The organism is Streptomyces sp. Da 82-17, from assembly GCF_046098215.1.
Taxonomy (GTDB): domain Bacteria; phylum Actinomycetota; class Actinomycetes; order Streptomycetales; family Streptomycetaceae; genus Streptomyces.
Genome location: NZ_JBJURH010000022.1, coordinates 54,281 through 66,607 on the forward strand (window position 1 = coordinate 54,281; position 12,327 = coordinate 66,607).

Consider the following 12,327-nt stretch of genomic DNA (forward strand, 5'->3'; position numbering starts at 1 on the left):
GCGGGGCGGGCCGACATGTTCGGTCCGCCCCGCGGTCGCATACGGCCGTATGTTCGGCCGGACCCTCGGGATGTCAGTCGTTCCCGATAGGCTGACGGGATGACGCGTGCCGAGCAGCCAACGGTCGTGAGCCACGACCCCGACGACGCCCTGGTCGCCGACTCCCGAGAACGCGCCGTCCGCGCACTCCTGCGCAACCCGCCGCTCAAGCGGCTGTGGAGCGCACATCTCGTGGGCAGTGTCGGCGACGCACTCGCGCTTCTCGTCCTCGTCGTCCTGGCACTGCAGGCGGCGGTCGCGGAAGGCGCGTTCGGGACCGGATACCGCGGGGCGGCCTTCGCCGTCGCGGCGGTCTTCGGCGTGCGCGTCCTCGCCACGCTGCTGTTCGGCGCGGTCCTGCTCGGCCCGCTCACGTCGCTGACCTCCGCCTCCGGCCCGCTCGACCGCCGCTGGACGATGATCGCGGCCGACGGCCTGCGCGCCGTGCTGCTGATCATCGCGCCGCTGTGGATCGACTGGACGCCGGACAACGCCCTGGCGGCGCTGCTCGTCAGCGGCTTCGTCATCGGCGTCGCCGAGCGCTTCTGGACCGTGTCCCGGGAGAGCGCCGCCCCCGCCCTGCTGCCCGCGCCGCCGCCCGAAGGGGCCACGGTCCGGCCGCTGCCGGACCACCTGGAGGCGCTGCGCCGCCTCTCGCTGCGCACCGGTTTCGTCGCGCTGCCGCTCGCCGCGCTCGCCCTGATCGCGGTCACGCTGATCGGCAACATGATCGGCGCGGGCGTCGACTGGTTCGCGCTGCACCAGGCGGCCCTCGCCTCGTACGTGGCGGCCGGACTCTTCGCCGCCTCCCTCTCCGTCGTGTACTTCCTGGAGCTGCCGGACGCGCAGACGCCGCGCGCCCGCTCGCCGCTCGAGGGGCTGCGCCGCCCGAAGACCGCCTCCGGCGTGGACAAGGGCCGCACCAACGCCGCCCCGCTGCTCGTCCTCGCCTGCGCCGCCGTAGCCGGGGCGATCTCGGCCGCCGTCGCCGTGTCCGTGCTGCACGCCGTGGACCTCGACGGCGGACCGGTGCTGTTCGGCCTGCTGGTCGTCGGCCTGACCGGCGGCACGGTCGTCGGCATCCGCACCGCCCCCGCCGTGCTGCCCGCCCTGTCGCGGCGCCGGCTGCTCGCGCTCGCCGTCGCCGTCACGGGCGTCGGCCTGCTCGCCGCGGGCCTCGTCCCCGACACGACGACGGTCCTGCTGATCGTCACGCTCGCCGGGTACGCGGCCGGAGTCGCCGCCCACACCGGGCACGCGCTGCTCGACCTGGAGGTCGAGGACCACCGCCGCGTCCGTACGACCGAGCATCTGCAGGCCGTCGTGCGCGTCCTCGTCGCGCTCGGGGCGCTCGCCGCTCCGCTGCTCGCCGCGGCGATCGGACCACACCGCCTGGAGAGCGGCAAGTTCGTCTTCGCGCACGGCGGGGCGGCGTTCACGCTGATGCTGGTCGGCGCGCTGCTGCTGCCCGTCGCCGCCCTCGTCCTGGCGAAGACCGACGACCGCTCCGGGGTGCCGCTGCGGCGCGACCTCAGCGACGCCCTGCGCGGCGGTGAGCCCGAGCAGGCGCCGTCGAGCACCGGCTTCTTCATCGCCCTGGAGGGCGGCGACGGAGCGGGCAAGTCCACCCAGGCCGAGGCGCTCGCCGAGTGGATCCGGGCCAAGGGCCACGAGGTCGTCCTGACCCGCGAGCCCGGTGCGACACCGGTCGGCAAGCGCCTCCGCTCGATCCTGCTCGACGTCTCGTCCGCCGGTCTCTCGCACCGCGCGGAGGCCCTGCTGTACGCGGCGGACCGCGCGGAGCACGTCGACACCGTCGTCCGCCCCGCCCTGGAGCGCGGCGCCGTCGTCATCACGGACCGGTACATCGACTCGTCGGTGGCGTACCAGGGCGCCGGGCGCGACCTGTCGCCGACCGAGATCGCCCGCATCTCGCGCTGGGCGACGGACGGCCTGGTCCCGCACCTGACGGTGCTGCTGGACGTCTCGCCGGAGACCGCGCGGGAACGGTTCACCGAGGCCCCGGACCGCCTGGAGTCGGAGCCCGCCGAGTTCCACGCGCGCGTGCGCTCCGGTTTCCTCACCCTCGCCGCCGCCGACCCCGGCCGCTACCTGGTGGTGGACGCCGGCCAGGAGCCGGAGGCGGTCACCACCGTCGTACGCCACCGCCTCGACCAGATGCTGCCGCTCTCCGACGCCGAGGTGAAGGCGCAGGAGGAGGCCCGCAGGGCGGCCGAGGAGGAGGCCCGACGCAAGGCCGAGGAAGAGGCCGCCCGCAAGGCCGAGGAGGAGCGCCTCGAACGCGAGCGGCAGGAGCAGCTGGCGAAGCTGCGCGCCGAGGAGGAGGAGCGCAAGCGCCGCGAGCTGGAGGAGGCCCGCCGGCGCGAGGCCGAGCGGCAGGCCGAGGAGGCCAGGCAGCGCGCGGAGGAGGCCCGTCGCCTCGCCGAGGAGGAGCGCAAGCGGCGCGAGGCCGAGGAGAAGGTGCGCGCCGCAGAGGAGGAGCGCCGCCGCAGGCAGGCCGAGGAGGAGGCCCGGCTGCGCGCCGAGGCCGAGGAGCGCCGCCTGGAGAAGCAGCGCAAGGCCGAGGAGGCGCTGCTCCGCGCGGAGGAGGCCCGCAGGGCCACGGCGGCCGGTCCGCAGGGGCCCGCCCAGTCCGGCGGCGCTCAGTCCGAAGGCGCTCAGTCCGGTGGCACTCAGTCCGGCGGCATCGACTCCGACAACGAGACGACGCTGCAGACGCCGATCGTCCGCCCGCAGCCGTCCGGCGACTCCGACGCGACCACGGTCCTGCCGGTGGCCGGTGACTCCGACGCGACGACGGTGCTCCCGGTGGCCGGCGGCGCCGACTCCGAGGAGACGGCCGTCCTGCCGCAGCCGCCCGCCCAGCAGGGCGCGGCCGACGAGACGGCGGTCCTGCCTCCGGTACGGGACGCCCGCCCGGCGGACGACCCGGCGGACCGCGTGCCGCACGGCTATTTCCGCGACGAGCGGCCGGGCAGTTCCGGTGCGGCTTCGGGCGCGGCTTCGGGTGCGGCTTCCGGGGGCGCGTCCGACGCGGCGTACGCCGGCTCGGACAACGAGCGCACCGCCGAGCTCCCGCAGGTCGACCCGAACGCGCTCCCGCCGCGTGCCGCCCGGCCCCGCCCGGACTGGGCGGAGGAGACCCCGCTCGACGACCTGCCGACGCTGGCCGACGAACTCCTCGGCCCGCGGGACGACGACGGCGAGGCCCGCGGCGGGAAGCGCCGCGGGCGCGGGTAGGGGCTCTTCGGCTGTCGGTCGACTGCGGGTCGGGTCGGCTGACGGTCGACTGCCGATCGGCTTCGGTCCGGGGCGGCGGACGCGTGGGAACGCGACCGCCGCCCCGCTCGCGTTCCCGATCCCGATCACGTTCCTGTTCGCGTTCCCGTTCCTGTTCGCGTTCCCGTTCCGGGCCGGAAGGAGTCGGCCTCGGGGCCGGTTGTCAGACCCCTGCTCCACAATGGACGTCGCAGCGCAATCACGTACGGAAAGGCGGGGCGCATGCCCGTTTGGGACGACCTGGTCGGACAGGAGCGCGTCGCGGCGCAGCTCGACGCCGCCGCCCGGGACGCCGACGCCCTGGTGACCGCGGAGGCCGCGGGCGAGCCCGTGCCCGAGGCCTCCAAGATGACGCACGCCTGGCTGTTCACCGGCCCGCCCGGCTCGGGCCGTGCCACCGCCGCGCGGGCCTTCGCCGCCGCCCTCCAGTGCGTCAGCCCCGACCGCGCCCTCGGCGGGGCCCCGGGCTGCGGCTTCTGCGACGGCTGCCACACGTCACTGGTCGGCACGCACGCGGACGTGGAGTTCGTGCGTACGGACATGCTCAGCATCGGCGTGAAGGAGACCCGCGAGCTGGTCCGCAGAGCGCAGCTCTCGCCCGCGGGCGGGCGCTGGCAGGTCATCGTCCTGGAGGACGCCGACCGCCTCACCGAGGGCGCGGGGAACGTGCTCCTGAAGGCCGTCGAGGAGCCCGCCGCCCGCACGGTCTGGCTGCTCTGCGCGCCCTCCCTGGAGGACGTGCTGCCGACGATCCGCTCCCGCTGCCGCCACCTGACGCTGCGTACGCCCTCGGTGGAGGCCGTCGCCGACCTGCTGGTCCGGCGGGACGGCATCGAGCCCGAGGCCGCGACCGCCGCCGCGCGCGCCACCCAGGGCCACATCGACCGCGCCCGCCGCCTCGCCACGGACGAGCGGGCGCGTGCGCGCAGAGCCGCCGTCCTGAAGCTGCCGCTGCGCGTGGAGGAGATCGGCGGCTGCCTGAAGGCGGCGCAGGAGCTCATCGACGCGGCGGCGGAGGACGCCAAGCAGGTCGCCGAGGAGATCGACGCCAAGGAGACCGAGGAGCTGAAGGCGGCGCTCGGCGCGGCGCAGGGCGGCCGGATGCCGCGCGGCACGGCGGGCGTGATGAAGGAGCTGGAGGACAAGCAGAAGCGCCGCAGAACACGCACGCAGCGCGACAGCCTCGACCTCGCCCTGGTCGACCTCACGGCGTTCTACCGCGACGTGCTCGCGCTCCAGCTCGGCTCCCAGGTCGCCCTCGCCAACACGGAGGTGCGGGACGCCCTCGACCGCATCGCGCGCGGCACGTCGCCGGAGACGACGCTGCGCCGCATCGAGTCGATCGCCGCCTGCCGCACGGCACTCGACCGGAACGTGGCCCCGCTGCTCGCGGTGGAGGCGATGGCGGTGTCGCTGAGACGCGGCTGAGGCGCGGCTGAGGCGCGCTCCGCGCAGGCAGGACGGTGTCTGACCACGGAATGTGCGTGTCCGACCACCCTCCGGATACGCTCCCCGGATGGGAACCAGGCTCCGCAACATCCGCACCGGCGGCTCGCTCTTCCTGGCGGCCGCGCTGCTGATCTCGGGCTGTACGTCCGGGAGTTCGCCGTCCGACGACGACACGGAGTCCGCGCTTCCGACGCAGACCCCGAAGGAACTCCAGCCGTACTACGACCAGAAGCTGCGCTGGCGCGACTGCGGCGTGCCCGGCTTCCAGTGCGCGTCGATGAAGGCCCCGCTCGACTACGAGAAGCCGGGCGACGGCGACATCGAGCTGGCCGTTGCCCGCAAGAAGGCCACCGGCCCCGGCAAGCGCCTCGGCTCGCTCCTGGTCAACCCGGGCGGCCCCGGCGGCTCCGCGATCGAGTACCTCCAGTCGTACGCGGCGATCGGCTACCCGGAACCGGTGCGTGCGCAGTACGACATGGTGGCCGTCGACCCGCGCGGCGTCGCCCGCAGCGAGCCCGTCGAATGCCTCGACGGCAAGGCGATGGACGCGTACACCGAGACGGACATGACGCCCGACGACCGGGCGGAGAGAGACGGGCTCGTCGCCGCGTTCAAGAAGTTCTCGCAGGGCTGCGAGCAGAAGTCCGGCAAGGTGCTGCCGCACGTGTCCACGGTCGCCGCGGCCCGCGACATGGACGTGCTGCGCGAGGTCCTCGGCGACAAGAAGCTCCAGTACGTGGGGGCGTCGTACGGCACGTTCCTGGGCGCGACGTACGCGGGCCTGTACCCGACGCGGACCGGGCGGCTCGTGCTCGACGGTGCGATGGACCCGTCGCTGCCCGCGCGGCAGCTGAACCTGCAGCAGACGGAGGGCTTCGAGACGGCGTTCCGGTCCTTCGCCGAGGACTGCGTGCGCCGCAAGGACTGCCCGCTCGGCACCGACAGCCCCGACGCCGCCGGCAAGCGCCTGAAGGAGTTCTTCCGCTCCTTGGACGAGCAGCCGATCCCGACGAACACCGACCGCGAGCTCGGCGAGTCCCTCGCCACGACCGGCGTGATCGCCGCGATGTACGACGAGGCCGCCTGGCCCCAGCTGCGCGACGGCCTCGCGACGGCCATCGAGGACAAGGACGGCGCGGCCCTGCTCTACCTCGCGGACAGCTATTACGAGCGGGACGGCGACGGCAAGTACACGAACCTGATGTTCGCCAACGCCGCCGTGAACTGCCTCGACCTGCCGCCCGCGTTCAAGTCGCCGGAGGAGGTCGAGAAGGCGGTGCCGGAGTTCGAGAAGGCCTCCCCGGTCTTCGGCGAGGGACTCGCCTGGGCGTCCCTGAACTGCGCGTACTGGCCGGTCGAGGCGTCCGGCGAGCCGCACGAGATCCACGCCGAGGGCGCCGCCCCGATGGTCGTGGTCGGCACGACCCGCGACCCGGCCACCCCGTACAAGTGGGCCGAGGCCCTCGCCGACCAGCTCGACACCGGCCGCCTCCTCACCTACGACGGCGACGGCCACACGGCGTACGGCCGCGGCAGCGACTGCGTCGACACGACGATCAACCGCTACCTGCTGGAGGGGAAGGCGCCGGGGGAGGGGAAGAAGTGCTGAGATGCTGAGGTGAGGCGGCCGGGGCAGGGCCTCGGCGGGTGCCCGACAGGCGCTCGGCAGGGTCTCGAACAGGGGTGGTCAAGGGCACCCCTTTTAACCCTGTAGACTTGGCGCCGCTGCTGATGCGAACCTCTCCCACGGGAGAAGTCCTCATCTCACCAGCGTGCCGCCTTAGCTCAGATGGCCAGAGCAACGCACTCGTAATGCGTAGGTCTCGGGTTCGAATCCCGAAGGCGGCTCCACTTGGAACCCCAGGTCGCGTCGGACGCGACCTGGGGTTTTTCGTTCAGCGCTCATGGCCATGAGCAGGGTCAAGGGCACCGCACGCTACGTGCCGCAGGAGTGAGAAACCATGACGCAGCCCGGCCCGCGCAGGACGACCTTCAGCTTTGCCGCACCGATCGACGACGCGGCGGCCCTGCGCCTGCGGCTCGACGACTTCGCCACCCGGGTCGTGGATGGCTTCACTGACTCGTTCACGCGAGTGGAACCCCAGCTGGGCCCGCGACCTGCGGATGCGCTCTCCTTCGAGGTGCAGCTCAAGGACGGGACATGGGTCGAAGGGCTGGTCACCAACCCCTGCCCGGAGATGGGCGCGATCATGGTGGGCAAGGTGTCCGCGTCCGAGGCTGCCGAGTTCGCAGTCTGGCTGCGTGATTCGTATGCGCCGGCACCTGACCTGGTCGAGTTCACGACCGAATTCGCCATGGACGTCGGTGAGGACACCCCATGGCAGGTTCCTGCCCGCTGCTCGGTCGACGAGCTCGCTGCGTTGTTCCAGCGGCACATCGACACCTTCGACCGCTGAGAGACGAGCTCCCGAGTGCGGGAGTCGAGCTTCTGCCCCTGCGCGAACAGCCCCCTCAGGAACTGACCGCGCGGAGCAGCAACGCGTGGAGGTTGTCCTGTTCCTCGGGGGTGAGGGGGGCCAGGGGGGAGTCCTCGGCGAAGAGGGCGAGGAGGCGGTCGCGGAGTTCTGTGCCCTTGGGGGTGAGGACGAGTTGCTTGGCGCGGCGGTCCTGGGGGTGGGGGCGGCGTTCGACGAGGCCCTGGTCCTCCAGGCGGTCCGAGACGAACGTCGCGTTGGACGGCTCGCAGCCCATGCGGCCGGAGAGTTCGCGCAGGGTCAGCGGGCCGGTCAGCTCGCGCAGCGCGATCGCCTGGGGCGCGGTCAGGCCGAGGGAGGACGCGCGCTCGCGCACATGCGTCTCGATCTGCCGGGCCAGGCCGGTGACCAGTCCGCACAGCTGCCGATCCGTTGCCATGCGCCCATCGTACGCAGGGACGGGGCAGAAGCATGCAGTTGGAACGGGACGAGCTCGGAAAGGTTGAGCTGAAAAAGTTCTAGCTCGAAGCTTGCAGCTCGAATCATTCGAGCTCTAACCTTTTTCCATGACGATCACCACTGTGAACGAGGCCAGGCTCCGTCGCCCCTCCCGTACGCGCACCCTTCGGCTCGGTGAGCTGAGGGTCAGTCATGTCGCCGATGGCGGTGTGCAGTTGAAGCCCCGTGGCTGGTTCCCTGCGTCGACGGACGAGGACTGGGTGCGGTACGCGGACCATCTCGACGCCGACGGCGCGCTCGTCGCCGGGATCGGCGGGCTGCTCGTGGAGCACGGGGACCGGGCCCTGCTCATCGATGCCGGGTTCGGGCCGGCCGCCGCCGACGACGACCCGGGCAACGACTGGATCGGCGCCATCCGCGGCGGCGAACTCCTCGACGGGCTCGCCCGATTGGGCCGTACCCCGGCCGACATCGAGGCCGTCGCCGTGACGCATCTGCACACCGACCACATCGGCTGGGCCTGGCGACCCGCGCCGGGCAGCGACAGGCCGGCGTTCACCGAGGCCGCGTACCTCTTCGGCGAGGACGAGTGGAACGGGCGGCACCGCATCGCCGAGCTGCACGGCATCACCGGGGAGGTGCTCGCGGGCCTCGAACCCAGGGCCCGTACGGTCGCCGAGGGCGAGGAGATCTTTCCCGGGGTGCGGGTGCTCGCGACGCCTGGGCACACCGTCGGGCACACGGCGTACGTGATCGAGTCCGGCGGGCAGCGGCTGATCGCGTTCGGGGACGCGCTGCACTCGCCGCTGCAGATCCGGCACCCGGAGTGGTCGGCCGCGCCGGACGTCGACACCGTGCAGTCGGCCGCGCACCGGCGCCGCCTCGTCGCCGAGCTCGCCGAACCCGGAACCCTCGGCTACGGCGTCCACTTCGCCGACGTCGTCTTCGGCCGGGCCGAGCGGGACAGCCGGAACGGGGGCCACTCCTGGGTGCCGTTGGCGGCGCCCGAGGTGTCCGAGGGGGCCGAGGGCGCGTGAGGGGCGTCGGTTACGCTCGGCCGCAGATCACGTGGGGCACGCGTACTTGAGCGTTTTCGAGGGCCGACCTGAGGGCCGGTCCGAGGGCCGGTTCGAGGGCAGGGCCGGGTGCCGATTCGAGGGTTGAGGTGTCTGAGGTGGAGGACGTCCGGGGCGGGGCCGAGGGGCGCGGCGCCGATGTGCTGGTCGAGGTGCGCGGCAGCGCCGGGTGGCTCACGCTGAACCGCCCGCGCGCCCTCAACGCCCTCACGCACGACATGGTCCGCGTCCTCGACGAGACCCTCGCGCGCTGGGAGCGGGACGAGCGGATCGCGTACGTCGTGCTCGACGGCGCGGGGGAGCGCGGGCTCTGCGCGGGCGGCGACATCCGCGCCATCCGGGAGTCCGCGCTGACCGACGACGGCGAGGCGGCCCGTGCGTTCTGGCGGGACGAGTACCGCCTCAACGCGCGCATCGCCCGCTTCCCCAAGCCGTACGTCGCGCTCATGGACGGGATCGTCATGGGCGGCGGCGTCGGGCTCTCCGCGCACGGCAGCGTGCGGATCGTCAGCGAGCGGTCGCGGGTCGCGATGCCGGAGGTGGGCATCGGGTTCGTGCCGGACGTGGGCGGCACCCTGCTGCTCGGGCGGGCGCCCGGCGAGCTCGGCACGCATCTCGCGCTGACCGCCGACGCGATGACCGGGCCGGACGCGCTGCACTGCGGCTTCGCCGACCACTACGTGCCCTCCGAGCGACTGCCCGCGCTGCGCGCCGCGCTCGACGGGCGTCAACTGGACGCCGTACTGGCGGAGTTCGCGTTGCCGGAGGCGTCTGGGTCGGCGGCTGCGGCTGCGGGAGCGGTGGCGGCTGCGGGGGCGGCCGGCGCTACGGAAGCGGTTGTTCCGGCTTCGCCGCTCGCGCGGGAGCAGTCCTGGATCGACGCCTGCTACTCCGCCGACTCCGTCGAGGAGATCGTCGACCGGCTCGCCGACTGCGGGGAGGGCGCCGCGAAGGAGGCCGCCGTCCGCATCCTCGGCCACTCGCCCACCGCCGTGAAGGTCACGCTGCGCGCCGTACGCAGGGCTCGCGCGCTCGGCACGCTCGACGCGGTGCTCGACCAGGAGTACCGCGTGTCCTGCGCGGCGCTCACCGGGCCCGACTTCGTCGAGGGCGTCCGCGCCAAGCTCGTCGACAAGGACGGCGAGCCGCGCTGGTCGCCGGGGACGCTGGGGGACGTCACCAGGGCGGAGGTCGAGCGGCACTTCGCCCGGGGCTGAGCGGGTCCTGGCACGACCCCGCCCGTACGCCCCCGTACGCCCCCGCAGGCCCGTACGTCCCCGCCTCCTAGCCTCCCGGCGGGGCCTCTGCTCACTTCGCGTCCGCGTAGCACTCCACCACCGCCGTGCTGAACGGGAACCGGACCGGTGTCTCGCCGAACACGATGCGGGCCGCTTCGAGCGAGGCCAGGCGGATGGCCTCGACGACGGCCTCCGCCTCGTCCTCCGGGCAGTGCACCATCACCTCGTCGTGCTGGAAGAAGACCAGCTCGGCCGCCATCTCGGCGGTGGCCCGGCGGAGCGCGGCGAGCAGGACCAGGGCCCAGTCGGACGCGCTGCCCTGGACGACGAAGTTCCGCGTGAAGCGGCCGCGGGCACGGGAGTTGGTCGACGCGTACCCCGGAACCCAGGCGTCCGCGCCCTCGCCGCCCTCCGAAGCCGTAGCCATGCTTCCCGGAGCCATGCCTCCCGTAGCCGTGCCTCCCGGAGCCATTCCTTCCGGGAGCGCGGCGCCCGCCGCCCCCCACTCCTCCGGCAGCATCGGAATCCCCGCCTCCCCCTGCTCCTCGGCGCCGGCCGCGGGTGGGCACGTCCGGCCCAGCCAGGTGCGGACGAGGCGGCCCTCCTCGCCGTCACGGGCCGCGTCGTCCACGTACGCCACCGCGCGGGGGAAGCGGCGGCGCAGCAGGGCGAGGTTCTTCAGGCCGTCCCCGGAGGTCTGCCCGTAGACCGCGCCGAGGACGGCGATCTTGGCCATGTCCCGGTCGCCGGAGAAGGCGCGGTCGGAGACCGCCTGGTAGAGGTCGTCCGGGCGGGAGGCGACCTCGGCCAGGCCCGGGTCCCCGGAGATCGCCGCGAGCACGCGTGGCTCCAGTTGGTCGGCGTCGGCGACGACGAGGCGCCAGCCCGGGTCGGCGACCACCGCGCGGCGGATGACCTTCGGGATCTGCAGGGCGCCCCCGCCGTTGGTGACCCAGCGGCCGGTGACCGTGCCGCCCGGCAGGTACTCGGGGCGGAAGCGGCCGTCGCGCACCCAGTCCTGCAACCAGGACCAGCCGTGGGCGACCCAGATGCGGTACAGCCTCTTGTACTCCAGGAGCGGGGCCACGGCCGGGTGGTCCAGGGACTCGATCTCCCACCTGCGGGTCGACCTGACCCGGACGCCGGCCTGCGCGAAGGCCTTGAGCACGTCCGCCGGGAGGTCCGGCCGCACCCGCCGCCCGAACGCCGCCGACACCTCGTCCGCCAGCTCGGCCAGACGGCGCGGCTCACCGCCGCCCGCGTACCGCTCGCCGAGGAGTTCGTGCAGCACCTCCTTGTGGACGTCCGCCCGCCACGGCAGGCCCGCCGCGTTCATCTCGGCGGCGACCAGCATGCCCGCCGACTCGGCCGCGGTCAGCAGCCGCATCCGGCCGGGGTGCAGCGCCAGTTCGTGCCGCCGCAGCTGGTCCGCGTACACCTCCAACAGGCCCTCCAGCGGTACGTGCACCGGGCCGGGCTCGAAGAGGGAGGACTGCGCGCCGGGCACGGCCGCGCGCTGCGGCGGGTCGGGCGGCACCGCGCGGTCGTGGAGGCGGGCCCAGGCGGCGGCCGCGGAGCGGGGCTCGCCGAGACGGCCCTCGTGGGCGAGGAGGAGCTGCTCGGCGTCCTCGATGTCGTAGCACCGCTGCACGCGCACGCCCGCCGCGAGCAGTCGTGGATACACCTCTGCGGTGGAGCGCCACACCCAGCGGTAGACCTCCGGGCGGCTGCGGACGGCCTCGGCGAGGTCCGGCTCCCGCACGGCGTCGGCAAGCGGCCGCCCGGCCCCGTCGACGGGGACGAGCAGCGCTCCGCGGCCGTCGTCGGCCAGGGCCAGGACCCAGCGTTCGCTCACAGGTGCGAGTCTTGCAGCCACCACTGACAACGCCCCACGCCCGACTCACCCCACCGGCCCGGCCCCTCCGCCACCCAGCCGAGCCCGCTCGCCGCCCACCCGCGCCGAGCCCGACGCGCCCCCCCAAGCTGCCCGGCTGAGCCCGCGTCACCGCAAGCCGTCCGGCTGTGCCTCGTGCCACTGCACGTCGGGTTGAGCCTCAACCAACGCCCGTCGGGCTGGCCTCGCGCCCGTCCGCCGAGTGCCGGTTGCCGCAGGCCCGCCGAGCCCGGCGCGCCCCCAAGCTGCCCGGCTGAGTCCGCGTGCCGCCCGCCGGGCCGACCTTCGGCCAAGGCGCGCTCGACCAGGCCCAGGCATGGCACGTCCGCTGAGCCCGGCCCACCGCAAGCCGCCCGGCTGAGCCTCGGCCAAGGCACGCTCGGCCAGGCCCGCGCACGTACGTCCGCGGAGTCCCGGCCGCCGTATGCCCGCCGGGC

8 protein-coding genes and 1 tRNA gene are annotated in these 12,327 nt (G+C 73.9%); 7 read left to right on the top strand and 2 right to left on the bottom strand.

Going from position 1 to position 12,327, the window contains the following annotated elements:
• The first annotated feature begins 99 nt into the window (after window positions 1-99).
• The 5 genes from tmk to ACIDOF_RS30005 all read left to right on the top strand — a co-directional run bounded on the left by tmk (window position 100) and on the right by ACIDOF_RS30005 (window position 7,205).
• Window positions 100-3,300, top strand: coding sequence for a dTMP kinase (gene tmk / locus ACIDOF_RS29985; protein ID WP_409009289.1), 3,201 nt, complete (start codon window positions 100-102; stop codon window positions 3,298-3,300).
• A gap of 261 nt (window positions 3,301-3,561) precedes the next feature.
• Window positions 3,562-4,767, top strand: a complete 1,206-nt coding sequence (locus ACIDOF_RS29990) for a DNA polymerase III subunit delta' (protein WP_409009290.1) — start codon at window positions 3,562-3,564, stop codon at window positions 4,765-4,767.
• A gap of 88 nt (window positions 4,768-4,855) precedes the next feature.
• On the top strand, window positions 4,856-6,397 hold the full coding sequence (locus tag ACIDOF_RS29995; protein WP_409009291.1) for an alpha/beta hydrolase: 1,542 nt from the start codon (window positions 4,856-4,858) through the stop codon (window positions 6,395-6,397).
• A 165-nt stretch (window positions 6,398-6,562) separates the two neighbouring features.
• Window positions 6,563-6,639, top strand: a tRNA-Thr gene (locus tag ACIDOF_RS30000).
• 110 nt (window positions 6,640-6,749) lie between these two features.
• Window positions 6,750-7,205: a hypothetical protein gene (locus tag ACIDOF_RS30005; RefSeq protein WP_409009292.1), complete on the top strand. Its 456-nt coding sequence runs from the start codon at window positions 6,750-6,752 to the stop codon at window positions 7,203-7,205.
• Window positions 7,206-7,260: 55 nt separating this feature from the next.
• Here the strand turns inward: ACIDOF_RS30005 and ACIDOF_RS30010 are convergent, their stop codons facing one another.
• Window positions 7,261-7,662: a MarR family winged helix-turn-helix transcriptional regulator gene (locus ACIDOF_RS30010; protein ID WP_409009293.1), complete on the bottom strand. Its 402-nt coding sequence runs from the start codon at window positions 7,660-7,662 to the stop codon at window positions 7,261-7,263.
• 127 nt (window positions 7,663-7,789) lie between these two features.
• Between ACIDOF_RS30010 and ACIDOF_RS30015 the strand changes: the two genes are divergently transcribed.
• Both ACIDOF_RS30015 and ACIDOF_RS30020 read left to right on the top strand, forming a co-directional pair.
• Window positions 7,790-8,719, top strand: a complete 930-nt coding sequence (locus ACIDOF_RS30015) for an MBL fold metallo-hydrolase (protein ID WP_409009294.1) — start codon at window positions 7,790-7,792, stop codon at window positions 8,717-8,719.
• A gap of 179 nt (window positions 8,720-8,898) precedes the next feature.
• A complete protein-coding gene (locus ACIDOF_RS30020) occupies window positions 8,899-9,975 on the top strand; it encodes an enoyl-CoA hydratase/isomerase family protein (protein ID WP_409009386.1) in 1,077 nt (358 codons plus the stop codon).
• A gap of 91 nt (window positions 9,976-10,066) precedes the next feature.
• On the opposite strand, the gene ACIDOF_RS30025 is transcribed toward ACIDOF_RS30020, so the two are convergent.
• Window positions 10,067-11,851: a bifunctional 3'-5' exonuclease/DNA polymerase gene (locus ACIDOF_RS30025; protein ID WP_409009295.1), complete on the bottom strand. Its 1,785-nt coding sequence runs from the start codon at window positions 11,849-11,851 to the stop codon at window positions 10,067-10,069.
• Window positions 11,852-12,327 lie beyond the last annotated feature (476 nt).

Excerpts from the sequence above, each read along its gene's own strand:
- tmk (WP_409009289.1), top strand. The coding sequence starts at position 100 with ATGACGCGTGCCGAGCAGCCAACGGTCGTGAGCCACGACCCCGACGAC.
- ACIDOF_RS29990 (WP_409009290.1), top strand. The coding sequence starts at position 3,562 with ATGCCCGTTTGGGACGACCTGGTCGGACAGGAGCGCGTCGCGGCGCAG.
- ACIDOF_RS29995 (WP_409009291.1), top strand. The coding sequence starts at position 4,856 with ATGGGAACCAGGCTCCGCAACATCCGCACCGGCGGCTCGCTCTTCCTG.
- ACIDOF_RS30005 (WP_409009292.1), top strand. The coding sequence starts at position 6,750 with ATGACGCAGCCCGGCCCGCGCAGGACGACCTTCAGCTTTGCCGCACCG.
- ACIDOF_RS30010 (WP_409009293.1), bottom strand. The coding sequence starts at position 7,662 with ATGGCAACGGATCGGCAGCTGTGCGGACTGGTCACCGGCCTGGCCCGG.
- ACIDOF_RS30015 (WP_409009294.1), top strand. The coding sequence starts at position 7,790 with ATGACGATCACCACTGTGAACGAGGCCAGGCTCCGTCGCCCCTCCCGT.